We start from the raw sequence: 24687 nt of genomic DNA, 5'->3' as shown, positions 1-24687 counted from the left end.
ATGGCAGAAGTAACAATCTTAGGGCTTGGCAACCTGCTTTGGGCAGATGAAGGGTTCGGCGTCAGAGCGGCGGAAAAGCTGTTTGAACAGTATGCCGATAACGAGAAAGTTGACGTTGTTGATGGCGGTACGCAGGGGCTGGCGCTGCTTCCGTGGCTGCAACAGACCGAAAAACTGTTAATCATGGATGCTATCGATTTTGGTATGGCGCCAGGTTCGCTGGCGATGTTTCGTGATGAACAGGTTCCCGCCTATCTGACGGCGAAAAAACTCAGTTTACATCAGACCAGTTTTTCTGAAGTGCTGGCATTGCTGCAATTAACCGGCGGTCAGTTAGCGGAGATTGTGCTGATTGGCGTGCAGCCGGAATGTCTGGATGACTATGGCGGGAGTCTCACGCCGCAGGTAAAGGCGCAACTGATGCCTGCGGTCTATCTCGCGCAGGAAGTGCTGGCGCAATGGGGTATCACCGCCTCTTCAACGGCCTTGCCCACTGAAAGACTCAATCATTACAGCCTGTGTATGGAACGCTACGAAGATGAACGGCCAGATGCGCAAAGCGCTTGCCGGGTCGGCGATATTCGGGTGCTACAGAGAGAGAAATCATAATGTGTATTGGCGTTCCTGTGCAGGTTATTTCACCCGGTCAGTGGTTCGCCAAATGCCGCGACCGACACGGCGAGCTTATCGACGTTGATATTCGGCTTGTGGCTTGTGGCTCCCCCCTTAGCAGGCGCATGGCTGCTGACATTTGGCGGCGCAGCGCGACGAGAAATGGACGAAGCGGAAGCCGCTGAGGTACTGGCGGCGCTGGACTCACTGGAACAGGCCATGCTCACGCAAAGCGATCCGCTGACCGGTTTTGCCGATTTATTATCTCGCACGCCTGAATTACCGGAGCATTTAAAAAAATGACTATCTCACCCCAAAATTCTGTTTGTCCACTGGCGGATAAAGGCTTTCTGGTTACCGATGCGCAAACGCTCCCGTCGTTGATTAATGCGCATCCGACTCTGCTGGTTTTGCTGCAAAGCGACCCCAACAAACATCCGGAAGTCGCCGACAGTTGGGTCATTATCCCGGAGATCCTCAAGCAATTTCCGGCGACGTCTTATACCGCGGCATTTGCGGATAGCGAACAGAGTGAACTGATCGCCCGGGAGTATCGCATTCTGAAATATCCGGCGCTGCTTTTCTTTCGCCAGCACCGTTTTGTCGGCAGTCTGGCGGGATTATATAGCTGGCAAGAATACTCTCAGCGGGTGGCCGCATTGCTGACCACACCGGGCTATCGTCAGGATATTCCCGTTATCACGCAATAGAATGAAAGGTAACACACGTGAATCATTCCAGAACTATTCCAGTCGTTAATATTGCCGGACCAGGCTCGCAGCCAGAAGAGGAAGACTTTAACTTTCTTCCCATCCCCGCCGGCATTAATCTCCCACTGACGCCGGTTTTACCGGAACAGGCGCTGCCCGCTGAGCTCCGTGTTGCCAGACACATCCTGACTACGCTTATTCGCAATATGGATAACCCAGTGGCAACGCTCCCCTTTCCCCTGAGCTATAAGCTGAATGCCACTGAGCAACAGAATAGCGGTTTGTTGGATCAACTGCTCGGCGAAGGTGAAATCTCCGCCCGGGTACTATTATCCGATGGAAAAGAACAGCGTATTCAGGAGACGGTTTTTACGGGCGTCTGGCGTGTACGTGAATATAACGCTGACCAGCAACGGGTTGCCGATGAAATTATCATTGGCCCGATCCCGGAGAGCATCTGGCAGACGCATCCGCAGCCGCCGATTACGCCAGAATTGCCGCCGCAACCGGCGGGATTGATGAATGGCGCCTTTATCGCGCATGAAATAGCCGAGCGCGTAAAACAGCCGGTAAAAGAGCCGCATATCATTAACTTAACGCTATTGCCAGTAAACGATGCCGATCGCGAGTATCTGGATCATTTTTTAGGCGAAGGGTGTAGCGCTATTTTTTCACGCGGATATGGTAAATGCCGGATTGTAAGCACGCATTTTCCCGGCGTATGGCGGGTCAATTATTTCAATGATATGAACACATTACTGCAAGATATGATTGAGATAGCGGACATTCCTGATATCGCCGTTGCAGGCATCGACGATATCGAAGATGCCTACGCGGGGCTAAAAAATACGTTGGAATGGTTGAAAGAATACCCGGTCACAGAAAATGAGCCAGTGGTGCGCATGGAGTGCAAAGTATGTTGGTGGGTTTACGACCCTGCGCTGGGCGATGATGTATGGCAAATTCCACCCGGCGTGCCCTTCAGCCAGTTACCTGATTACTGGTGCTGTCCGGTTTGCGAAACCAGTAAGTCCGGGTTTATGGTGATCGATGAAGGTAATAATTCGTGCAAAGATTGACCGTCTATTCTCACCCGCTACGGATTACCTGGCAGGAGGCGCCGATCGGTCGTTTGTTACAGGGCGCAACGCCGGTATACGCAAAAACGCTTATTTCACGTTTGTTTACGTTGTGCGCTCAGGCGCACAGCGCGGCGGCGGCTTTACTGTTGTTTCCTGAAGAGAAGCCAGATATGCAGGCCGCACAACAAGAGCTGGCGCGAGAAACGCTCCGTCGTGCGTTGACAGACTGGCTCCCCCTGTTTAGCCACCGACAGGCAACCGCTGAAGAATGGGCGTTGTTACGTTGCGGAGAGTTATCCCCGCTGGCAAGCACAATCTTTTTTGACGATGATCCTCAGACCTGGCTTGCCGCTGGCGTAAAGGGCTGGGAAGCCTGGTTTTTGCAAGAGCGTTCTGAAACCGCCCGCTGGCTGGCGGCAGTACAGAATATCATTACACCTACACTACCGATGGCGTCGTCCCCGGATTATACGTTAATAACCCATGGTCCCCTGGATGTCTCGCCTCTGGCTATCGAATATCCGCTACTGTCAGCCTGTTGTCTTAGCGGAAAAACGACTGCGCTACGTCTGCTGGCCCGCTGCATTACGCTCGCTCGAAGTTTGAGCGCCCTTCCTACCCTACGCTGGAATCGTTTTGATGATGGCGAATGGAAAATAGCAGTAGTGGAAACCGCGCGAGGATGGTTAGTTCATCAGGCCAGACTGACGACGTCAGGTAATATTCTTGATTACCGTATTATCTCGCCTACCACACGTCACGCTCAATCTGACGGCGTCATTGCTCGCGAACTGGCCACTATTCCACTCTCATTGTGGTCGCAACAGTTACAGGTAATTGATCCTTGTGTCGCCGTAAATATTGTTGAATGAAGGAGCTGGCCCATGCATGAATTAGCCCTGGCGCAAAATATTATCGAATTGCTGGAGGAACAGGCAGTAAATCACCAGTTCAGCAAGGTAAAGCAAGTCTGGCTGGAGATTGGCGTTATGGCCTGTGTTGAGGTGCCGGCGCTGCATTTTGGCCTGGACGTCGCCGCTCGTCATACCCTTGCTGACAATGCGCGTTTCCACATTACTATCGCACCGGCGCAAGGTTGGTGTCTGTCCTGTAATCAACCCTTCACCTCTCAAACATCCACACTCTGTTGTCCCTTTTGTCATTCAGGCAAAGTGCAGATAGATGACAGTAGCAGAATGCGCATTCGGGAGATCGAAGTCGAATAGTCAACGAATAGTCAATAAAAAAGGACGCCAGAAGCGTCCTGAAATAATAAAAGAATAAACTGACAATAATAAAGGTTAAGCAGTGACACAGTTTTGGGAAAAGGAGGGTATCCCTAAACTGTCTTAATCAGCAAGTTTTATCAAAACTCGTAGACTAAGCCGAGCGCCACGGTGTTGTCTGTATTAGGATTCGATGGGTTGCCATCTTTTAGCAGATTGATTTTGTAGTCAACATACGCGGACATATTTTTATTGAAGTAGTAATAGGAACCCACATCAATATATTTCACAAGGTCGAACGAACCCAGTCCATCAACATCATTGGCTCTGGATTGCAGGAACGCCAGTGATGGGCGTAAGCCATTATCAAATTGATATTGCCCTACCATTTCCCAGTTATCGGTTTTATGTGCAAAGCCGCCCAATGTATCACCCATATAGGTCATATCATAAGTACGGGTATAGTTTGCCGCCAGGTAAATATTATTGGCATCATACTTCACGCCGCCAGTCCAGGCTTCAGCGCGGTCGCCATTGTCGTATTTATCTTGCGTCATCTGATCAAGCGTGCGTTTGGAACTGGTATAGGCTGCCCCCAGGCTCACCCCCATGCCCAAATCATATGTCGCTGATGCCCCGAAACCATCGCCATTCTGGTACGCGATACTTTTTCTGGCATTATTACTTAAAGGATCGCCTTCTTTCGACAGGCCGTCATTTTTACCCTGATACTGCAACGCAATATTCAGGCCATCAACCAGACCAAAGAAATCATTATTGCGATAAGTCAGAACGCCATTCGCGCGTCCGGTCATAAAATTATCGGAAGCTTCATACGAATCATTACCAAATTCAGGCAGTACGTCAGTCCATGAACCAATGTCGTATAACACGCCATAATTACGACCATAATCAACAGACCCCATATCGGCAAATGCCAAACCAGCAAAACCGAGACGCGTCCAGCTTTGCGGGGAACCGCTGGAGTCACCATCTTCCGGACGATTGGCGTTGACCTGATACTCCCACTGTCCAAAACCGGTTAGTTGATCGGTAATTTGAGTCTCGCCTTTAATACCCATACGGATATAAGATTGATCGCCATCCGTACTATGATTACTGGAAAAATAATGCAGGCCGTCGACCTTGCCATACAAATCCAGTTTATTGCCATCCTTGTTATAGATTTCTGCTGCGTTGGCGGCTCCAGCCATCATCACGGCTGCGGCTACCGCAGATAACACCACTACTTTTTTCATTTTATATGCCTTATTTGTCTTATTTTTGGACTTTCCGCAAAACCTGCTCGCGGAACTGTCCAGGACAATATCACTAACAATTACCGTGCGTTAAGTTTCAAAGTGTAATATTAGCTTGCTATGTATTAGTAATGTTAAAATGCAAGTTAAGTATGACTGCATCAATGATATGCCCTGTTTTCTGCTGTAATAACAAGGGGGTTACCAGTAGAGAACTGGCTTACGGTCGGGGATGCCAGGGCGAGAATGGCACTTAACACTCGGCTGACATTCGTTAAGACGGAATCATAATCAAGTCAGTTGAGACCACAGCCCTTCTTATTTTTGTGTATAATTTGTTACGTTTACATTTATTTTTAAATTAGCGTTATGAAAATATCAGTACTACTGAAATAGCATTTCTTCGCTTCGTGTATTTTTACTATGGTTAATTATCACATAGCGCAAACGGTCATTTGTGTATCACTATTCATAAGATTAACTATTTACCAGCGGTAATAAATACAAAAACAAATCAAGGGACAACAACAATCCTGAAACTCTAAATGTTGATATTTTGAGTCATGCCGTTACAAACAAATACGATATTCTTAATTGCACTACTCCCTTTTCGGGGTAATTTTATAGAAGGATGTTTTTTATTGTTCGTGAGCCATGCTCTTTTAGTATAAAGGTGAACGTAACAGGAAAGATAAAGCGTCTCAAAAACAGACCATATGGGTATAACTATTATGCAAAAAACGTCACTATTGTTTTCGGCCGCCGCGATAACGTTAACTCTGATGGCGTCATCGGCATCAGCGGCAACGCCAACCGCCGCACAAAATGAAGTTACGTCGACCGTTAAACAAGAAATTACAGAAGGCATTAACCGTTACCTTTATTCAATAGATAAGGCAGACCCAACGTTAGGCAAGCAGCTCTTTTATGTTTCACCGGAAACCAGTTTTATTCATCCACGCGGTCACGAACGCGGATGGTCGCAGATCGCTGAAAATTTTTATGGCACCACTATGGGTAAAACCTTCAGCAAACGCACATTAAAACTGGACGCTCCCCCTGCTATTCATGTGTATGGCAATGCCGCCGTTGCAGAGTTCGACTGGCATTTTACCGCGGTACGCCGTGATAATGGGCAGACTCAACACACGACAGGCCGCGAAAGCCAGGTGTGGGCGAAGATACCAAACACAGGATGGCGAATCGTTCATGTCCACTACTCCGGTCCAGCCAAAACCGGCGTTGGAGAAGGCTATTAAGCTTTGCTCTTCAGGTTATGGCGCAGATGAACATTCTGCGCCAGTTAAGACGATCTCAGGTCAGTTGATAGCGCTTATCCGGTATCCGTTTTGCCGGAATATCCCTTTCATCATTCATTTGCAGTAAATCGATTTCTATCGCATTGCATATCGCATCCAGCGGTAAATCATTATTTTCAGTACCGAACGGATCTTCCAACTCTTCCGCTAACGCATCCAGCGCGATAAACGTATAAGAAATAAGTACCGAAATAAACGGCGTCATATAGTGCAGATCAACCACCAGTGCAAATGGCAACATAATGCAGAAAAGATAAACCGTACGATGCAAAATTAACGTATAGGCAAAAGGCACCGGCGTGTTGGCGATGCGTTCACAGCCGGCCAACACTGACGACATATCATTTAAACGGTTGTTGAGGCTATGAAATAAAATATCGGAAAGCTTTCCGCTGCGGCGGCGAATCGCCAGCCACTCTCCCATCAGCAATAAGATACGGTTAGCGGGAGAATGGGAAGCGACAACTTTCTGTAACGCCTCCTGGTCAAGATAGTTTCCCAGAACTTGCGTTTGAGGCTGTCGACGCAATGTCATACGCAAACAGTGGGCAAAAGCGATTTGTAACCGAACAAAATCCTCGATACCGCGTTCATCAGGCAAGGTTGTTTTCACCTCTCGCAGTATTGAGCGTGAAGCGATCATCAACTGCCCCCACAAATGTCGCGCTTCGACGTAACGCGCATAACAGGCATTATTGCGAAACCCAAGAAAAATGGCGATAGCGACGCCCAGTATGCTAAACGGCGCAAGGGTAAACTTAATACCCAGCATTGTGTACCAGGGCAGCATGATAATAACGGCGATAGAAAGAAGAAAGTTAAGGAGCAGTCGTGAAAAGATTTTAGATAACACGGAACCATGCCAGACAAATATCAGGCGAATCCAGTGCTGTTGTGGTCTAACGATCATGATTATCTTCAGCAGGTAAAAAAGCACTGTCATTAAACGTGATCCAGATCAAGGTTGCAAGCTTCTGGTGATACACGGATCCCCTGCCCTGTAGAACATTTTTTTGCACAGTGCTGACAGGCGTTGAAAAAAATAACCAAATGTATGTTGTAACTAAAAAGACACTTCAGCACATGAGATATATGACGGTCAACGGCTGCTATCAGTGGTATAATTTATCGGGGAAAGCGTCAGCAACGACGCGCTGCTCTACCGCTGATTCATTTGTATGACCAGCCAGTAATGGATAACGCTGACAATATACTGTTGCTGCGCTTCGCTCAGTGGTTCTCCCTGAGGTATCTGGTGCCACTTCGCCAGGCACCCGCGACAGCAGGTTGCCGTCGCATGTTGCGCGATAAATACCGGATGGCCCCGCATCGGCGTTTGCTTACCATCATTCGCCGGGTGAGCTGGCGCCAGTCGCTGGGCGATAAAATCGGCGGCGTGTTTATCAATTACCTCCGCGCCTTCATCCCAGCAATATTGTCTTTCTTTTATCCCGAGACGAAAACGCGAACGAAATGTCGATCGCGCCAGGCGGGCAAAGAGCGGTTCAAGCGCATTCATCAGTATACCGAACGTCCTAACGTTTGTGTTAATTGTTCAAGCGCGGCGATACCTGCCAGAGAGTTTCCCGCAGGATCCAGCTCCGGACTCCAGACGGCAATCGCCATTTCATGCGGCACTATGGCGACAATACCGCCGCCCACGCCGGATTTAGCGGGCAATCCCACCCGCCAGGCAAACTCTCCGGCATTCTGATACATCCCGCTGGTCGCCATTAGCGCATTAATCTGTCGGGCCTGCATGGGGGTAACTACCGGCTCGTCGAGATGAAACGCCTCGCCCTGATTCGCCAGAAAGACAAACGTCCTCGCCAGTTCCATGCAGCTCATTTTCAACGCACAGTAGTGGAAGTAATTTTGCAACACGGTAGGCACATCATGATGAAAATTACCGAATGATTTCATCAGCCAGGCAATAGCGGCGTTACGGGCGGAATGCTCAAATTCAGAGCGCGCGACCGTAGCGTCATACGTAATATCCGATACGCCGCAAAGCGCGCGCACAACTTCCAGCATCCGCTGACGCGGCGCGCTAAGCCGGCCTTGCAACATGTCGCATACCACCAGCGCGCCCGCATTAATAAATGGATTACGCGGGATGCCTTGTTCCATCTCTAACTGAACCAACGAATTGAACGGCGAGCCGGAAGGATCTTTTCCGACGCGCTGCCAGATCTCCTCTTCCGGATAATGACGCATCGCCACCACCAGACTAAGCACTTTCGAAATAGACTGAATAGAGAAGCGTTCGTGCGCATCGCCCGCCTGATAATGCTGCCCGTCCACGGTACAAATCGCTATCCCCAGCTTTGAACCTTCGACGGACGCTAATGCCGGAATATAGTCAGCGACTTTGCCCTGGCCAATGAGGGGGCGAACGCGCTGTAAAATCGTCTCTAAAATTGCATTATCCATGGCCCTGGCCACAACATGCTCCTTGCTCGCAGGTCTGAAAAGGCCTGCGAGTATAGCAGAGGGCGCCACGCGACGTCAGGGCGATTAGACGCGGTTCTTCCAGACGGTCTGCACATTACAAAATTCGTGTAAACCAAAGTGCGAAAGCTCGCGACCGAAGCCGCTTTTCTTCACCCCGCCGAATGCCACACGCGCATCGCTGGCGCTGTACCCATTAATGAATACCCCGCCGCACTCAAGACGCGCCGCCATCTCCGCGGCCAGCGTATCGTCGGCGGTAAAGATCGTCGCCGACAGGCCAAACTCACTGTCATTCGCCAGCGCGAGGGCGTGCGCCGCATCTTTTGCGACGGTAATGGCGGCAACAGGCCCAAAAAGTTCCTGACGAAATGCCGTCATGTCAGGTGTAACATCCGCCAGAACGGTCGCGGCATAATAGTTGCCCTCCCCGGCGATTTTCTCCCCGCCCAACAGTAGCCGTGCGCCTTCGGCGACGGAAGCCTGCACCTGTTGATGGAGTTCATCACGCAAATCAAAGCGCGCCATCGGCCCCAGGTCATTCTCTTCAACCAGAGGATCACCCATCTTTAATGCTGCGGCAGCCGCCACAAAACGATCGGTAAACGCCTGCGCAATGCCCTCTTCGACAATAAAACGTTTGGCGGCGGCGCAGACTTGTCCGGTGTTTTGATAGCGTCCGGCAACTGCGGCTTTTACCGCCAACTCGAGATCGGCATCATTGAGTACAATAAACGGATCCGAGCCACCCAGTTCCAGTACGCACTTTTTCAGCGCCGCCCCAGCCTGAGCGCCAATCGCCGCGCCGGCGCGCACGCTACCGGTCACCGTCACCGCCGCGATTCGCGGATCGTTAATCATCTGACTCACGCCCTCATTATTGGCGTTCACCCATCCATAGACGCCAGCGGGAGTACCGGCTTCCGTCAAGATTCGGGCTATCATCTGCGCGCAACCCGTGACATTGGGCGCATGTTTTAACAAGTAGCTATTCCCCGCCAACAGTATCGGCACTGCCCCGCGTAACACCTGCCATAAAGGAAAATTCCACGGCATTATCGCCAGAATGACGCCCAGCGGACGGTATTCAATCACCGCCTGCTGATTTTCTACCAGCGTAGGCTCAGGATTCAGCATTGCCGGACCATGTTCCGCATACCAGTCGCATAACGCGGCGGATTTCGTCACTTCCGCACGCGCCTGCTTTATGGGTTTACCCATTTCACGCGTAATACATTGTGCCATCTCTTCTGCATGAGCGCGAAGCGCCTGACCAATATTGCGTAATGTTTGCGCCCGTTGCGCTACTGATGTCATTTTCCACTTTTTGAAACCGCTCGCCGCCAGACTCAGCGCATGTTCAATCTCTTGCGCGTTAGCCCAGGGCATTGCCGCCAGCGTCTGGCCGGTCGCAGGATTAACGGATAACGCCTGTGTTGTAGTCATCATGGTCATGTTCTTTCTCTCGTTATCAGGGGAATTGTACCATCATGACGCCCTTTACCCTTTCTGAAAAATGAATAATATTAACCAGACTATTCACGAATTGAGAAAACCATGGACCTGACGCAACTGGAAATGTTTAACGCTGTCGCTCTGACGGGCAGCATTACGCAGGCGGCGGCAAAAGTACACCGCGTTCCGTCCAACCTGACCACGCGTATCCGCCAGCTTGAAGCCGACCTGGGCGTCTCTCTGTTTATTCGCGAAAACCAGCGACTCAGGCTGTCACCAGCCGGGCATAACTTTTTACGTTACAGCCAGCAGATCCTGGCGCTGGTCGATGAAGCCCGCATGGTGGTTGCCGGAGAGGAACCGCAAGGACTGTTTTCACTCGGCGCGTTAGAAAGTACTGCCGCCGTACGTATCCCCGCGCTGCTGGCGGGTTATAACCAGCGTTACCCTAAAATTCAGTTCGCGTTAACGACCGGTCCTTCCGGCGCCATGCTGGATGGCGTGCTCGAAGGAAAGCTGAACGCCGCCTTTATTGATGGCCCGCTAATGCATCCGGGGCTGGAAGGTATACCGGCTTACCAGGAAGAGATGATGATCGTCGCGCCACACGGCCATTCCGTCGTTTCGCGGGCCAGCGAGGTGAATGGTTATAACATCTATGCTTTTCGCGCCAACTGTTCTTACCGACGGCATTTCGAAAGCTGGTTTCATGCCGATGGCGCGACCCCCGGTACGATTCACGAAATGGAGTCATATCATGGAATGTTGGCGTGCGTAATTGCCGGCGCAGGTATTGCGCTGATGCCAGCAAGTATGCTCAACAGTATGCCAGGACATCATCAGGTGGAAGCCTGGCCGTTGGCGGAGAAGTGGCGCTGGCTTAACACATGGCTAATGTGGCGGCGCGGGGCGATGACGCGTCAGCTTGAGGCCTTTATCGAGTTACTTAACGCCCAACTGGCGAGCGCCGACTGAAGACGAAACGGCCTGCGAAGTAAATGAGAAGCAGGTCACAAAATGATTGTCTTTTCGCCAGTAAACGTTTTAAGATCGCGGCCTCACCTTCTCGCAACTAACCCGAAATATTTTTATGACAATCAATCCAGTTTCCCGCAAGGTCGCGTGGCTACGGGTAGTTACGCTTGCTATTGCCGCTTTTATTTTCAATACCACAGAATTTGTGCCAGTTGGTTTGCTGTCAGACATTGCTGAAAGCTTTCATATGCAAACCGCGCAGGTCGGCATCATGCTAACCATTTACGCCTGGGTAGTTGCCGTCATGTCGCTGCCTTTTATGCTTCTTACCAGTCAAATGGAGCGCCGTAAACTACTCATTTGTCTGTTTGTTTTGTTTATTGCCAGCCATGTGCTCTCCTTTCTGGCATGGAACTTTACCGTGCTGGTCATTAGCCGTATTGGCATCGCTTTCGCCCACGCTATTTTCTGGTCGATAACCGCCTCGCTGGCGATCCGCCTGGCCCCTGCCGGGAAACGCGCGCAGGCATTAAGTCTGATAGCGACCGGCACCGCGTTGGCCATGGTGCTTGGGCTGCCGATAGGTCGCGTTGTTGGTCAGTATTTTGGCTGGCGCACCACCTTTTTTGCCATCGGCATGGGCGCATTAATTACGCTGCTATGTCTGATTAAGCTTCTACCGAAATTGCCGAGCGAGCATTCCGGCTCACTAAAAAGTTTACCTTTGCTATTCCGGTGCCCGGCGCTGATGAGCCTCTATGTGCTGACCGTCGTTGTGGTGACTGCGCATTATACAGCTTATAGCTATATTGAACCGTTCGTTCAGAATGTCGCCGGGCTCAGTGCGAATTTTGCTACCGTCCTGTTACTGCTCCTCGGCGGCGCCGGGATCATCGGCAGCCTCGTGTTTGGTAAACTGGGTAATCGCCATGCCTCGTCGCTCGTCAGTATCGCTATTGCTCTGCTGGTTGTCTGTCTGCTTCTGCTGCTGCCTGCGGCGGATAGCGAAGCGCATCTGGCCATACTGAGCATTTTCTGGGGCATCGCGATTATGGTGATAGGGCTCGGTATGCAGGTGAAAGTACTGGCGCTGGCCCCGGACGCGACCGATGTCGCAATGGCGCTATTTTCAGGCATCTTTAATATTGGTATTGGCGCTGGCGCGCTGGTAGGCAATCAGGTGAGTTTGCACTGGTCAATGTCGGCCATCGGCTATATTGGCGCCATACCCGCCTGTGCCGCGCTGGTATGGGCTGTGCTCATATTCCGCAAATGGCCAGTGACGCTGGAAGAACAACCGCATTAAGACATTCGTCTGCCGGGAACAGGTTTCCGGCAGACGAAAATGCGCCTTAGTGGTACGTTTTAATAATTTCCAACACGCCGTTGATAATAAATTGCACGCCCATACACACCAGCAGGAATCCCATTAAGCGGGAGATCGCTTCAATCCCCCCTTTACCCACCAGCCGCATAATAGCGCCAGAACTGCGTAAGCATCCCCACAGGATCACCGCCACGGCAAGAAAAATAATCGGCGGCGCGACCATAATGACCCAGTCGGGAAACTCGCCGCCATGACGCACCGTGGAAGCGGAACTGATGATCATTGCGATGGTCCCCGGTCCTGCGGTGCTTGGCATAGCCAGTGGAACAAACGCAATATTGGCCGTCGGTTCGTCTGCCAGCTCCTCCGATTTGCTTTTCGCTTCCGGCGACTCATGCGCCTTCTGCTGCGGGAAAAGCATTCTGAAGCCGATAAACGCCACAATTACCCCCCCTGCGATCCGTAACCCTGGAATCGAAATACCGAAGGTGTTCATAACTAACTGCCCGGCGTAGTACGCCACCATCATAATAGCGAAGACATAAACCGAAGCCATATAGGACTGCCGGTTGCGTTCCGCACTATTCATATTGCCCGCAAGGCCAAGAAACAGCGCCACGGTGGTTAGCGGATTGGCTAACGGGAGCAGTACGACCAGCCCCAATCCAATCGCTTTAAACAAATCCATCATAATACTATCTCTTACCCATCAGCGTTTCATGAACCGGAAGTATAAAGTGAAATTACCCAGGCGCGCCATTTCGCCAGTGTGCAAATTAATATCCTCTACAACCTATAACCTGTAATTATCAATTAGTTACAAGTTATCACAGCACAATACCCCGGACGCCTTTTAGCAAATCGTGGCATCGGCCAATTCATTTAGTTGACTTATACTTGCCTTGGCAATAGTATCTAACGAAATTAATTACTTGCCGGGGCAACCATTTTGAAAAGCACCAGTGATCTGTTCAATGAAATCATTCCGCTGGGTCGCTTGATCTACATGGTAAATCAAAAAAAAGATCGCCTGTTAAATAACTATTTATCCCCGCTGGATATCACCGCAACACAGTTTAAAGTGCTGTGCTCGATACGCTGCGCGGGATGTATTACCCCGGTTGAACTTAAAAAAGTGCTGTCTGTCGATCTCGGCGCATTGACGCGGATGCTCGACCGCCTGCTGTGCAAAGGCTGGATCGAAAGACTGCCGAATCCTAATGACAAACGCGGCGTACTGGTGAAGCTAACGCCGGACGGCGCGGCAATTTGTGAGCAATGTCATCAACGACCAGGGCAAGACCTGCATCAGGAATTAACAAAAAACTTAACGGCGGACGAAGTGGCAACGCTTGAGTATTTGCTCAAGAAAATTCTGCCGTAGACAAAAAAGAGGTATGACGATGTCCAGACGCAACACTGACGCTATTACTATTCATAGCATTTTGGACTGGATCGAGGATAACCTGGAGTCGCCGCTCTCACTGGAAAAAGTGTCTGAGCGTTCAGGATATTCCAAATGGCACCTGCAACGGATGTTTAAAAAAGAGACCGGTCATTCATTAGGTCAATACATCCGCAGCCGTAAGATGACGGAAATCGCGCAAAAATTAAAAGAGAGCAACGAGCCCATTCTCTATCTGGCGGAACGCTATGGCTTTGAGTCACAGCAAACATTGACCCGGACGTTCAAAAACTATTTTGATGTGCCGCCACACAAATACCGGATCACCAATATGCATGGCGAATCACGGTATATGCTGCCGCTGAACCATGGCAACTACTAGTTTGTTTATGCGCCACGCGAAGAGCACCATGAAAATGCTGTTTCCCGCCCTGCCGGGTCTGTTACTTATCACCTCCGGATATGGCATTGCAGAACAAACTTTGTTACCTGTGGCGCAAAATAGCCGCGATGTGTGGTAGCCGTCGTCCTGCCGGTTAATGCGGTTATTGTGGTCAGTTTGCAATACGCCGTGGGCCGTCGACTTACCGCCGTCAATATTCGACCAATGATGACGACCGGCACCGTCTTTTTTATCGCCGGGCTCATCGGATTTATTTTTTCAGGCGACAATCTGTTTTTTTGGGGGCTTTCAGCGGCAGTATTCACGATTGGCGAAATTATTTATACCCCCGGCGAATATATGTTAATTGACAACATTGCGCCTGCCGGGATGAAAGCCAGCTATTTTTCAGCGCAATCGCTGGGCTGGCTGGGTGCGGCGGTAAACCCGCTGGCCAGCGGCGTCATCCTGACGACGCTTCCCGCCTGGTCGCTTTTCGTTGTCCTGATAATCGCCATTGTGTTCGCCTGGGCACTGATGTTAAAAGGAATGCGGATTACCCCTACGCAACAGGCTATCACCTGTTAATTATCTGCAGCCAGTCATGTGCGCTGTTTCTGGCGCACTGGGTTAACCCTATATATTGCAGGCTAATTATCTGCTGTAACTGCGGTAATTCAGGAATATTCCTAGGCGCTGACGAAAATATTCTAATGCTTTACCCTTCCAGTAAAATAAATACGCAATTCAGACTTTGCTTAAGTATAAATTAGTACTATAGTCTGTACGAGGTTTTTTAAAAAAGAGGATGCACGCTAAAATAAGGAGAAACGAGATGTTAGGCAGTATTAACCTTTTTATCGTTGTATTAGGAATTATTTTATTTTCCGGATTTCTGGCCGCCTGGTTCAGTCACAAATGGGATGATTAATGAACGGAGATAATCCCTCGCAGAGCCGGCCCCTTGCTGCATCGTTGCGCAAGGGGCCGCTTTTGTCTGGATGGCAGGCAAAAAAAAACCGCCGGTTCACCAGCGGTAAATGCTTGCATGGATAGATTTGTGTTTTGCTTATACGCTACCGGGCAAATTCTTGCGAGGATAACGGATCGCTAACGACTGTAGCACCGTCAATATCAATGAAGCTTAAACGATACGCAACCAGACCTGAATAAGACATTATGGGACCTTTTGTCCCCCCAGGCGCTTTTACAAGACCCATGGTATCAGGCCAGCCGCATGCCCCGTATGGCTGACCTGGAGATTGCCGGTTAGCGCGCGTTATTTTTGCAGTCGGTTCACGCGAACAAGCGGTTCCTTCGCTTTCTTGTCCAGACTACCGTTAATGTTGATCATTTGATCCGGCTGAACTTCCCGCCCATCAAATACGGCGGAAGGAATTATCACGTTAATCTCGCCGGATTTATCACGAAATACATAGCGATCGTCGCCTTTATGATCAATAAGGTTGCCGCGCAGCGAAACGGTCGCGCCATCATGCAGGGTTTTTGCCTGTTCGATGGTCATTTTTTCTGCATCATCCGTACCGCGATAACCATCCTCAATAGCATGAGGCGGCGGCGGTGCCACGTCTTTTTTTAATCCCCCTTGATCATCCGCTAGCGCGTAAGGCATTATCAGAAAACTTAGAAATGCAGCCACCTGTAGTTTCATGCTCTCTCCTTAATAACGTCTATTTGACGTATTAAGTCTGGCCGCTATTTTTAGTTTTTACAAACATGAATTTACCCGCAGAATATTAAGCAATAAAATCAACCCATCCGGATTAATATGCAACCGATATCAGCGCCGGTGAGCGCGAAAGCGTAACGGCGTAATAGTTAACTTGCCACATAGCTGAAGTCATATGCATCAACGTCTGGATAGCAATTCAGAATAATCGGCTTTATTTTTTGAGGATGATGGCCTTACGCATAATCAATGGCAGTCATCGCTGCAGGAAAGTAAGCAAGTTATGCAACAGCGGGTTTGTTGGTAACTGGATAAAATAATCATTCACTGACAATGTCATAAAATAAATATGCCATACTTGAGAAGAACGAATAGATTTCATTTGTCTCTGTAACGGAAAAATAAACGATGAGATTAGAACAGCACGATATTGTCACCCTTGATGAAGCCGAATCCGTCGATAGCCTGACAAAAAAACTTGGTGATTTACTGGTTAACCAGAAACTCCGTCTGACCACTGCAGAATCCTGCACTGGCGGGAAACTGGCTTCAGCATTGTGCGCAGCAGAAGATACGCCCTCATTTTACGGTGTGGGGTATGTCACCTTTACTGATGAAGCCAAAGCAAAAATCTTACGCGTACAACGCCACAGTCTTGCCGAACATACCGCCGTCAGCGAAGCGGTTGTTACTGAAATGGCACAGGGCGCTAAGGATCAGGCTGAGGTCAATATCAGCATAGCGATCAGCGGCTATGGCGGTCCGGAAGGCGGCGAAGATGGCACGCCGGCGGGCACAGTTTGGTTTGCCTGGAATATTAACAATACAACTTTTACAAGCCGACAACATTTTAACGGAGATTGTCAGGAAGTATTAGAAAAATGCGTACGCTTCGCCCTCGCTGAATTGCTTTTTCTGTTAACGAAGAAAGCATAAACAATAATTTCATCTGACCGGTCAGAACAACTCCCGGTCAGAATAAAAAAATGCGAGCCTATGGCCCGCATCGTATGTGCAATATTTCAGAATATATTTATGAAATATCAGGAGTAAAATTAATTGCCGAATTTCCGTCCGCCACTGTGGCTATTCTGGCCACCTTTTTTACCCGCTTCAGATGCACGCTGTGGGTCGTTTTTAAAGTTCCCACCGCTATGCTGGCCGCCTTTACGACCTGCTTCTGAGGCTTTCTCTTTATCTTCTGCAAAATTACCGGAACCGCCGCGATGTTCTGCCATAATATAATCCTCATGATGATGTTGCGTTTTAAATATGATATGTCTTCTCATATCATGTGATACAGTTCTAAATCTAGTCGCCCTGTGCGCAGTGTCAAATTCATTTCTGCATTATTTACATAATACCACCACATAGCGGAAAATATATTTTTCGAAAACATCAACAGCGAAGCGGTAATAAATCTTTGGCAATCAAGCCACCACGGGAAAATAAGTAGAAAAATCCGAATGCACGCCCTTGTTATATTCAGACAACTTAACCCCATAAATTTAACTGGCTGTCATCAGAAGTGCAGGATTCATTTTCAGGCGGTTGTTCGACAGTGCCGAACAACCGTATCAGCTTAGCGATCGAGCCCACGATATTGCAACATGGGGTCAATATGCGGTTCATGTCCACGCCAGGCTGAATAAAGCGTTTCTAAATCAGTACTATTCCCCCGGGAAAGGATAGCATCACGAAAACGCTGCCCGTTTTCACGCGTCAGGCCGCCCTGCTCTACAAACCATTGATAACCGTCATCCGCTAACATTTGCGTCCAAAGATAGGCGTAGTATCCCGCTGCGTAGCCGCCGCCGAAGATATGGGCAAAATAACTGCTGCGATAGCGGGGCGGCACCGCCGGTAAATCAAGATGCTCGGCGGCCAGCGCCTGCTGCTCGAACTCAGCGACAGACTGCTCTGCTACGCTCTCCTCCAGCATATGCCAGCGCATATCCAGCAATGCGGCGCCGAGCAATTCAGTCATATCGTAACCTTTATTAAATAAACTCGCCTTGCGCATTTTTTCCTGTAAATCAGCAGGCACTTTTTCACCGCTGTCGACATGACGCGCGTAGCGTTCGAACACACGTGGATGGCTCGCCCAATGCTCATTAATCTGGGAGGGAAACTCGACAAAGTCGCGGGGCGTATTGGTACCTGAAAGCGTGGCATAGCGCTGGACGGCAAACAAACCATGTAACGTATGACCAAACTCATGGAAGAGCGTAATAACGTCGTCCCAAAGCAGTAATGCAGGCTGCCCATCAACCGGTTTCTGATAGTTACAAACATTGTATATAACGGGCCGGGTTTCATTGAGTGTGGATTGCTCGACAAAATTCCCCATCCACGCGCCGCCGCTTTTCGAGTCCCGCGCGAAGAAGTCGCCATAAAATAACGCCATGCCGACACCATCGGAGTCGAAAATCTCCCACACCCGAACATCAGGGTGATACACCGGAATGTCAAAACGCTCGACGAAGGTGATGCCGAATAGCTGGTTGGCGGTCCAGAAAACCCCCTCTTGCAACACCGTATTTAAGGCAAAATAGGGCTTCAGTTGCGCTTCATCTAACGCATATTTTTCCCGCCGTACCTGTTCGGCATAGAACATCCAGTCCCAGGCCTGAACGGTGTAGCCGCCCTGCTCACCATCAATGACGTTCTGAATTTCCGCCTGTTCATTGAGTACCCGCTGACGCGCTGGCGGCACAATGCCACGCATAAAGCTCAGTGCGGCTTGCGGCGTTTTCGCCATCTGATCGGCCATTTTCCATGCGGCATAATTGGGGAAACCCAGCAGTTTTGCCTGACAGCGACGAATCTCTACCAGACGCTGAACGATAGCGCGGGTATCGTGGGCATCTCCTTTTTCCGCCCGAGTCCATGACGCTGCGAATAAATTTTCGCGGGTCTGGCGATCGCGCAGTGTAGCAAGCGCAGGCTGTTGCGTCGTATTAAGGAGCGGAATGAACCAGCGCTCCTCCAGGCCTTTTTCACGCGCCGCTTCAGCAGCGACGGTCATTTCTTCCGGGCTTAATCCTGCCAGGCAATGCGCGTCATCGACCGCCAGCCCGCCCGCTTTACTTGCCGCCAGCAGACGCTGATTAAACTGACTCATTAAGGTCGCGGATTCAGTATTCAATACCTTCAGTCGCGCTTTATCCTCTTCGGCAAGCTGCGCGCCTGCCAACACAAAACGCTGATGGATAACATCGACCAACCGTAGCGACTCATCATCCAGCCCCAGTGAGTGACGCTGTTGCCAGACGGCATCCACGCGAGCGAATAACGCGCTATTCAAATAAATATCGTTGGAGAGCGCCGCCAGCTCGGCAGAAAAGGCCTCATCCAACCGCTGGAGTTCATCGTTAGTGTGCGCGGCCGTCATCGCGAAAAAAACGCTGGTGACGCGTGACAGAAGCGCCCCGCTTTGCTCCAGCGCCAGAAGCGTATTCGTAAAGTCAGGGGCCGCCGGATGATTGACGATGGCCTCGATTTCCACGCGTTTTTGCCGCACGCCCTCATCAAAAGCAGGACGATAATGGCAATCTTTGATCCGATCAAAACGCGGTGCCTGATAAGGCAACAGACTCTGGTCTAACAAAGGATTCGTCGACATTTTTCACTCCTGAAAATAGGTTGATCATAAGAGTAAGCTTCCCCCTATGCTGACCGCAACCGTGTTAACCAGGATTACCCTTTCATAAACGCCGCGTGCTATGGTAATACAACACAAAAAGCGTTGAGGAACTGTGTGATGATCGTTTTAGTAACTGGAGCAACCGCAGGGTTTGGCGAGTGCATTGCACGCCGTTTTGTTGAGAATGGACATAAAGTCATTGCCACGGGACGTCGTCATGAACGCCTGCAAGCGTTAAAAGATGCGCTTGGCGAGAACGTATTGACCGCCCAACTGGACGTGCGCAACCGCGCGGCCATCGAAGAGATGATGGCCTCTCTGCCTGCGCAGTGGCGCGATATTGATGTGCTGGTCAATAACGCCGGTCTGGCGCTGGGTCTTGAACCGGCGCATAAAGCCAGCGTAGAAGACTGGGAAACTATGATCGATACTAATAATAAAGGCTTAATTTATATGACCCGCGCCGTGCTGCCAGGAATGGTCGAACGTAATCGCGGTCATATCATTAACATCGGTTCAACCGCCGGCAGTTGGCCTTATGCTGGTGGCAATGTCTATGGCGCCACGAAAGCCTTTGTGCGCCAGTTTAGCCTGAATTTGCGCACGGATTTACACGGCACGGCGGTTCGCGTGACCGACATTGAACCGGGTCTGGTTGGCGGTACCGAGTTTTCCAGCGTCCGTTTCAAAGGCGACGATGAGAAAGCGGGTAAAACCTACGAAAATACCACCGCGCTCACGCCAGAAGACATTACCGAAGCGGTATGGTGGGTGGCCACACTCCCCGCGCATGTGAATATTAATACCGTTGAAATGATGCCTGTTACTCAATCCTTCGCAGGGCTCAGCGTCCACCGTAGCTAAAGGTTATACCCGGTCTGCGGGCCGGGTAATCCAAGGCAAACGTATCTGCAACCAAGAACATGATCGGTATAGACCACCACGGAAAAGTGGTAGAGTATCCGGGTCAACCGCCTAAAAAGTAAGAATGAATGACCGTCGAAACGCAGCTTAACCCTACACAGCCTGTCAACCAGCAAATTTACCGTATTCTTCGGCGTGATATCGTGCATTGCCTGATTCCGCCTGGCACGCCGCTATCAGAAAAAGAGGTCTCAACCCGTTTTAACGTTTCGCGTCAACCGGTGCGCGAGGCTTTTATAAAGCTGGCGGAAAATGGGTTGATTCAGATCCGCCCTCAACGCGGTAGTTATGTGAATAAGATTTCGCTCTCTCAGGTACAGAATGGCTGTTTTGTACGACAGGCTATCGAATGCGCGGTGGTCCGCCGTGCGGCGGCGATGATCACCGACAACCAGTGCTATCAACTGGCGCAAAACCTGCACCTGCAACATATTGCCATCGAGCGCAAACAGATTGATGATTTTTTCCAGCTTGATGACGATTTCCACCAAAAGCTGGCGCAGATCGCCGATTGCCAGTTAGCGTGGGACACCATTGAAAATATCAAAGCGACAATCGACCGGGTTCGCTATATGAGTCTGGATCATGTTTCTCCGCCGGAGATGTTGTTGCGCCAGCACCATGATATTTTCTCCGCGCTGGAAAATCGTGACGGCAATGCGGTTGAGAGCGCAATGACCCAGCATTTGCAGGAAATTAGCGAATCCGTTCAGCTTATCCGTCAGGAAAACAGCGGCTGGTTTAGCGAAGACTAACTCCCTTTAACGTCGGGGTGAGACGCCTTCTCCGCTTTCTCACCCTGCACATTCCCGCCTAAAAAGCCGTGAGCTTGATCAAAAACAAAAAAAATCCGCAACGATAAGCGTATTTATATGTCGCCCGTCATGCGGGGAAACCTGCGGGCTTTGGCAGTAAGTTTGAAAGGAGAAAACACCATGATGACATACGATCGTAACCGTAACGCAATCACTACCGGTAGCCGGGTCATGATAAGCGGCACGGGCCATACCGGGATTATCAAAGCCATTGAGAGCGAAGGTCTGGATGCAGGTCAAATTCGCCGCGGCAAAACGGTGATTGTCGAAGGTTGTGAAGGTAAATTCGCGCCAGTCGAACTGATTCGTCTTGGCATGAACTGATACCACTGGCCGCTAAGAACCGCTCCGGCCTTCCCGGTAGCATAATGCTACCGGGTCTCTGTTACGCTATTTCAACCGCTCGGCATATTTCGCCACGCTCGCTTTCGCGCCATATGTCAGTAAACTGTCATAGGCTTCTTGCACTTTTTGCGTAAACCGCGCCGCCTGCGGCAAATCGTTGCCGAAAATGTCTGCCAGTCCCAGCAGCGCCTTAACACGACTTGCGCCTTCTTCACTGTTTGCCACGGCGCGCTGAATAACCGGCAATAGCGGATCGCTGACGTCGATGGCCTTGCCCTGCTCATCCACGCCGCCAACGTAACGCATCCACCCCGCCACGCCCAGCGCCAGCAAATCAAAATCGCTATGATTAGCAAGATGCCAGCGAACGGAGTCCAGCATACGCTGCGGAAGTTTCTGGCTGCCATCCATCGCAATCTGCCAGGTACGATGACGCAGCGCCGGATTACGGTAACGCGCAATCAACTGATCGGCATAACGCTGTAAATCTACCCCCTGGACTTTCAGCGTTGGCGCCTGCTCGCGTAACATTAACGCCTGCGCGGTCAGACGATAGTTGTCGTCAGCCATGCAGTCATTAATATGCTGATAGCCGGCAAGATACCCCAGATAAGCCAGGAATGAATGACTGCCGTTAAGCATTCGCAGTTTCATCTCTTCAAACGGAACCACGTCGGCGACCAACGTCGCGCCCGCGTTTTCCCACAGCGGACGACCCGCCACAAACGTATCTTCTATCACCCACTGACGAAACGGTTCGCAGGCGACGCCAGCCGGATCGCGCACGCCGGTCAGTTGTTCGATTTTATCCAGCGTCTCCGGCGTGACCGCAGGGACAATCCGATCAACCATGGTTGACGGAAATGTCACGTTTTGCTCGATCCATATCGCCAGTTCCGCATCCACCTCCCGGGCGTAAGCCGTCACAACCTGACGCGTCACATGCCCATTTTCCGGCATGTTGTCGCAGGACATCACGGTAAATGCCGGTAAGCCTGCGGCTTTACGACGCGCTAACGCTTCGACAATAATACCCGGTGCCGTTAGCGGTTGATGCGGATTTTGCAGGTCGGCGGCAATCATGGGATGTTCCAGCAGAAGTTGGCCCGTGGCTGGCGAATGACAATACCCTTTCTCGGTAATGGTCAGAGACACAATCGCTATTTGCGGTTCGCACATCGCCGCCAGCACACGTTCCAGACCATCAACCTGAACATGCAACGCCGCTTTGACGACGCCCACCACACGCGCCGTCCAGGCTTCTGCCGACATCTCCGCCACGGTATAGAGGTTATCCTGCTGCTTTAGATCGGCAATCTGTTGTTCGCCGCCAATAAGATTAACCTCATAATAGCCCCAGTCGCTATGCTGCTCCGCAGCCAGAATATCTGTGTAAACCCCCTGATGCGCGCGATGAAACGCGCCAAAACCGAGATGGACCATCCGCGCCGCCAGCGCCGCGCGATCGTAATCAGGAAGCGTCGCCTTTGCCGATAAAAGCCTGTTTTGCATTTTATAACCTCTATATTCTGAAAGCGGAGCAGTCGCAGAGTAACGCCTGCCCTGGTGCATTTAGATTTACACTGATTAAACAAAAGTGACCGGACAACATAGCCGAAACCGCATTAGCGTTCCGGCCATACCGTCGACACGATTTAACTCGTCTGGGTTGCGGAGTGGCGTAACTTCTCTGCCGCTGTCGCTTCCGCCGCATCCTCAGGCAGACTCAGGTCGCGATCTCTGACCTCCGGCATCAACAGCGCAGAAATCAGACCAATACACGAGTAGAGCACCAGCATAATTAAGATGGGCAGCCAGGAATCGGTCATGTTACAAAAGATCCCTGCGAAGACGGGGCCAAAGCCAACCGCCACCAGGCCTCCTGCCTCTTTTGAAATCGCCATCCGGGTGAAGCGATTACGCGATCCGAAAATTTCCGCCATGGTGATGTTTTCCAGCGCAAATAATCCCAGCACGGCAAAGTTATGAATAACAATGAGCGCCGCCATAATTACGCCAGGGCTATACGTTTTATCTACCACAATAGACAGCATCGGCCAGGCGAGAATAATCGCGGAGATATTCAATATTATATACGGCAGCCGACGACCGTATTTATCGGACAACCACCCCAAGAGTGGGATAGTGATAAAACCAATTACGGAACTTGTCATTAACGCATCGGTTGGGATAGATTTGTTAAATAATAACGTCTGAACCAAATATCCGGCAAGGAAGGTTTGAATAAGCCCGGAATTCCCCGCTTGTCCAAAACGTAAACCTGTGGCCAGCCAGAAAGATTTGCTGGTAAACATCGCGCCCAATGTATTTTCTGACGCAGGCGTTAACGCTGGCGATTTTTCGCCTTCGCTTACTTTTTCGAATACCGGACTTTCTTTCAGATTCATTCGCAGCCAGATCGCGAATATCATGACAACGACGCTCGCCAGGAAAGGAATACGCCATCCCCAGGCGATCAGTTGTTCGCGTTCAAGCGCAAAGAACATCACCGCCCAAATCGCCGTCGCGCTCAACGTACCGCAGTTGGTGCCCATCGCGACCAGCGAGGAAATGATGCCACGCTTTCCTTTCGGCGCATACTCGGCCAGCATAGTACCCGCGCCGGAAATTTCCGCCCCGGCGCCCAGCCCCTGTATAATTCGCAATGTAACCAGTAATACTGGCGCAAAAATGCCGATTTGCGCATACGTCGGCAGTACGCCAATCAGCGTGGTGCAGATCCCCATCATGGTGATGGTAATAAACAATACTTTTTTTCGTCCGATGCGGTCGCCCATTTTACCAAAAACAAAGGCGCCGATAATTCTGGCTATATAACCTGCACCATAGGTGCCCATTGCCAGAATAAGCGCCATCGCGGCAGACTGTTCCGGAAAAAATATCTCATGGAAGACCAGAGCCGCGCCTAGTGAATATAACTGAAAATCCATAAATTCAAGCGCGATGCCTAACCAGCCAGATACGGCAGCGCGCACTAAATCCTGAGTCGATCGTTCATGCTTTATTTGTGTCATATAGGCAATCTCTAAGAGGTAAGATGCGT

Annotated in this window: 26 protein-coding genes and 3 pseudogenes; 18 read left to right on the top strand and 11 right to left on the bottom strand. The window is 50.5% G+C overall.

The annotated features are described in order from the left end of the window. The 6 genes and pseudogenes from hybD (at position 1) to hypA (ending at position 3630) form a co-directional block, all read left to right on the top strand. Positions 1 to 609: a HyaD/HybD family hydrogenase maturation endopeptidase gene (gene hybD / locus J4685_RS01565; RefSeq protein WP_000852662.1), complete on the top strand. Its 609-nt coding sequence runs from the start codon at positions 1 to 3 to the stop codon at positions 607 to 609. Further along, a pseudogene (hypC, locus tag J4685_RS01560) lies at positions 609 to 915 on the top strand (HypC/HybG/HupF family hydrogenase formation chaperone). The gene hybD and the pseudogene hypC overlap by 1 nt, the downstream one beginning before the upstream one ends. Beyond that, a complete protein-coding gene (locus J4685_RS01555; RefSeq protein ID WP_000155989.1) occupies positions 912 to 1322 on the top strand; it encodes a hydrogenase in 411 nt (136 codons plus the stop codon). Before hypC ends, J4685_RS01555 begins: the two are co-directional and overlap by 4 nt. A gap of 17 nt (positions 1323 to 1339) precedes the next feature. Next, positions 1340 to 2401 (top strand): hydrogenase expression/formation C-terminal domain-containing protein, encoded by a 1062-nt coding sequence (locus J4685_RS01550; RefSeq protein WP_001016754.1) that lies wholly within the window; start codon positions 1340 to 1342, stop codon positions 2399 to 2401. Beyond that, complete coding sequence (locus J4685_RS01545) at positions 2389 to 3276, top strand: hypothetical protein (RefSeq protein ID WP_001189410.1); 888 nt, start codon at positions 2389 to 2391, stop codon at positions 3274 to 3276. Before J4685_RS01550 ends, J4685_RS01545 begins: the two co-directional genes overlap by 13 nt. Before the next feature lie 12 nt (positions 3277 to 3288). After that, positions 3289 to 3630: a hydrogenase maturation nickel metallochaperone HypA gene (gene hypA, locus J4685_RS01540; protein ID WP_000544772.1), complete on the top strand. Its 342-nt coding sequence runs from the start codon at positions 3289 to 3291 to the stop codon at positions 3628 to 3630. A 140-nt stretch (positions 3631 to 3770) separates the two neighbouring features. On the opposite strand, the gene ompC is transcribed toward hypA, so the two are convergent. Next, positions 3771 to 4889, bottom strand: a complete 1119-nt coding sequence (gene ompC, locus J4685_RS01535) for a porin OmpC (RefSeq protein WP_000758335.1) — start codon at positions 4887 to 4889, stop codon at positions 3771 to 3773. 716 nt (positions 4890 to 5605) lie between these two features. Here ompC and J4685_RS01530 point away from each other — a divergent pair. Further along, positions 5606 to 6148 carry a YybH family protein gene (locus J4685_RS01530; RefSeq protein ID WP_000513125.1) on the top strand — a complete coding sequence of 181 codons (543 nt, stop codon included), beginning with the start codon at positions 5606 to 5608 and terminating at the stop codon, positions 6146 to 6148. 55 nt (positions 6149 to 6203) lie between these two features. Here the strand turns inward: J4685_RS01530 and J4685_RS01525 are convergent, their stop codons facing one another. The 4 genes from J4685_RS01525 to sad form a co-directional block, all read right to left on the bottom strand. Further along, positions 6204 to 7118: a bestrophin family protein gene (locus J4685_RS01525; protein WP_001670736.1), complete on the bottom strand. Its 915-nt coding sequence runs from the start codon at positions 7116 to 7118 to the stop codon at positions 6204 to 6206. A gap of 249 nt (positions 7119 to 7367) precedes the next feature. Continuing rightward, positions 7368 to 7727 carry a DUF4186 domain-containing protein gene (locus tag J4685_RS01520; RefSeq protein WP_000992445.1) on the bottom strand — a complete coding sequence of 120 codons (360 nt, stop codon included), beginning with the start codon at positions 7725 to 7727 and terminating at the stop codon, positions 7368 to 7370. Beyond that, positions 7727 to 8653: a glutaminase B gene (glsB, locus tag J4685_RS01515; RefSeq protein ID WP_000090081.1), complete on the bottom strand. Its 927-nt coding sequence runs from the start codon at positions 8651 to 8653 to the stop codon at positions 7727 to 7729. The genes J4685_RS01520 and glsB overlap by 1 nt, the downstream gene beginning before the upstream one ends. 72 nt (positions 8654 to 8725) lie before the next feature. Then, a complete protein-coding gene (gene sad / locus J4685_RS01510) occupies positions 8726 to 10114 on the bottom strand; it encodes a succinate-semialdehyde dehydrogenase (protein WP_000178422.1) in 1389 nt (462 codons plus the stop codon). A 102-nt stretch (positions 10115 to 10216) separates the two neighbouring features. Here sad and ptrR point away from each other — a divergent pair, with 102 nt between their 5' ends. Together ptrR and J4685_RS01500 are read left to right on the top strand one after the other, a co-directional pair. Then, positions 10217 to 11089 carry a putrescine utilization regulator PtrR gene (gene ptrR / locus J4685_RS01505; RefSeq protein ID WP_000366537.1) on the top strand — a complete coding sequence of 291 codons (873 nt, stop codon included), beginning with the start codon at positions 10217 to 10219 and terminating at the stop codon, positions 11087 to 11089. Between the two features lie 115 nt (positions 11090 to 11204). Beyond that, positions 11205 to 12395 carry a sugar transporter gene (locus J4685_RS01500; protein WP_000154608.1) on the top strand — a complete coding sequence of 397 codons (1191 nt, stop codon included), beginning with the start codon at positions 11205 to 11207 and terminating at the stop codon, positions 12393 to 12395. A 46-nt stretch (positions 12396 to 12441) separates the two neighbouring features. Here J4685_RS01500 and J4685_RS01495 read toward each other — a convergent pair whose 3' ends face one another. After that, the gene (locus tag J4685_RS01495) at positions 12442 to 13107 is read right to left on the bottom strand and encodes a MarC family NAAT transporter (protein ID WP_000968972.1); all 666 of its coding nucleotides are present in this window, start codon (positions 13105 to 13107) and stop codon (positions 12442 to 12444) included. A gap of 258 nt (positions 13108 to 13365) precedes the next feature. Here J4685_RS01495 and marR point away from each other — a divergent pair, with 258 nt between their 5' ends. From marR to mgtS, 5 genes and pseudogenes are all read left to right on the top strand, one after another. Beyond that, positions 13366 to 13800: a multiple antibiotic resistance transcriptional regulator MarR gene (marR, locus tag J4685_RS01490; RefSeq protein ID WP_000843434.1), complete on the top strand. Its 435-nt coding sequence runs from the start codon at positions 13366 to 13368 to the stop codon at positions 13798 to 13800. Between the two features lie 19 nt (positions 13801 to 13819). Next, complete coding sequence (gene marA / locus J4685_RS01485) at positions 13820 to 14203, top strand: MDR efflux pump AcrAB transcriptional activator MarA (protein ID WP_000091194.1); 384 nt, start codon at positions 13820 to 13822, stop codon at positions 14201 to 14203. A 28-nt stretch (positions 14204 to 14231) separates the two neighbouring features. After that, a pseudogene (gene marB / locus J4685_RS01480) lies at positions 14232 to 14336 on the top strand (multiple antibiotic resistance regulatory protein MarB); the annotation flags it as partial. Then, positions 14336 to 14791 (top strand): annotated as a pseudogene (locus tag J4685_RS01475) (efflux MFS transporter YdeE); the annotation flags it as partial. The pseudogenes marB and J4685_RS01475, both read left to right, overlap by 1 nt. 247 nt (positions 14792 to 15038) lie before the next feature. After that, positions 15039 to 15134: a protein MgtS gene (gene mgtS, locus J4685_RS01470; protein ID WP_000901531.1), complete on the top strand. Its 96-nt coding sequence runs from the start codon at positions 15039 to 15041 to the stop codon at positions 15132 to 15134. A 348-nt stretch (positions 15135 to 15482) separates the two neighbouring features. Here mgtS and J4685_RS01465 read toward each other — a convergent pair whose 3' ends face one another. Continuing rightward, positions 15483 to 15875, bottom strand: coding sequence for a YdeI family stress tolerance OB fold protein (locus tag J4685_RS01465; protein WP_000776348.1), 393 nt, complete (start codon positions 15873 to 15875; stop codon positions 15483 to 15485). Between the two features lie 426 nt (positions 15876 to 16301). On the opposite strand from J4685_RS01465, the gene J4685_RS01460 reads away from it, so the two are divergent. Beyond that, on the top strand, positions 16302 to 16829 hold the full coding sequence (locus tag J4685_RS01460; RefSeq protein WP_001235357.1) for a 2-oxo-tetronate isomerase: 528 nt from the start codon (positions 16302 to 16304) through the stop codon (positions 16827 to 16829). Between the two features lie 119 nt (positions 16830 to 16948). Here J4685_RS01460 and J4685_RS01455 read toward each other — a convergent pair whose 3' ends face one another. Together J4685_RS01455 and dcp are read right to left on the bottom strand one after the other, a co-directional pair. Beyond that, positions 16949 to 17131, bottom strand: coding sequence for a general stress protein (locus tag J4685_RS01455; protein ID WP_000807639.1), 183 nt, complete (start codon positions 17129 to 17131; stop codon positions 16949 to 16951). A 344-nt stretch (positions 17132 to 17475) separates the two neighbouring features. Continuing rightward, positions 17476 to 19518 carry a peptidyl-dipeptidase Dcp gene (dcp, locus tag J4685_RS01450; protein ID WP_000106248.1) on the bottom strand — a complete coding sequence of 681 codons (2043 nt, stop codon included), beginning with the start codon at positions 19516 to 19518 and terminating at the stop codon, positions 17476 to 17478. Positions 19519 to 19656: 138 nt separating this feature from the next. Between dcp and ydfG the strand changes: the two genes are divergently transcribed. The 3 genes from ydfG to ydfZ all read left to right on the top strand — a co-directional run bounded on the left by ydfG (position 19657) and on the right by ydfZ (position 21602). Further along, positions 19657 to 20403 carry a bifunctional NADP-dependent 3-hydroxy acid dehydrogenase/3-hydroxypropionate dehydrogenase YdfG gene (gene ydfG, locus J4685_RS01445; protein WP_000636557.1) on the top strand — a complete coding sequence of 249 codons (747 nt, stop codon included), beginning with the start codon at positions 19657 to 19659 and terminating at the stop codon, positions 20401 to 20403. Positions 20404 to 20531: 128 nt separating this feature from the next. After that, complete coding sequence (locus J4685_RS01440; RefSeq protein ID WP_000215562.1) at positions 20532 to 21218, top strand: GntR family transcriptional regulator; 687 nt, start codon at positions 20532 to 20534, stop codon at positions 21216 to 21218. 180 nt (positions 21219 to 21398) lie between these two features. Further along, the gene (ydfZ, locus tag J4685_RS01435) at positions 21399 to 21602 is read left to right on the top strand and encodes a putative selenium delivery protein YdfZ (protein ID WP_000989267.1); all 204 of its coding nucleotides are present in this window, start codon (positions 21399 to 21401) and stop codon (positions 21600 to 21602) included. A gap of 66 nt (positions 21603 to 21668) precedes the next feature. On the opposite strand, the gene J4685_RS01430 is transcribed toward ydfZ, so the two are convergent. Then, positions 21669 to 23135 carry a mannitol dehydrogenase family protein gene (locus tag J4685_RS01430; RefSeq protein ID WP_001181256.1) on the bottom strand — a complete coding sequence of 489 codons (1467 nt, stop codon included), beginning with the start codon at positions 23133 to 23135 and terminating at the stop codon, positions 21669 to 21671. Positions 23136 to 23278: 143 nt separating this feature from the next. Further along, positions 23279 to 24658 (bottom strand): MFS transporter, encoded by a 1380-nt coding sequence (locus J4685_RS01425; protein ID WP_011233051.1) that lies wholly within the window; start codon positions 24656 to 24658, stop codon positions 23279 to 23281. Between the last annotated feature and the right edge of the window lie 29 nt (positions 24659 to 24687).

This window comes from Salmonella sp. 32100201201700099SM, from assembly GCF_017572645.1.
Classification (GTDB): domain Bacteria; phylum Pseudomonadota; class Gammaproteobacteria; order Enterobacterales; family Enterobacteriaceae; genus Salmonella; species Salmonella enterica.
Note: the sequence above shows the minus strand (reverse complement) of the source record. Positions and strands in the feature narration are given on the sequence as shown.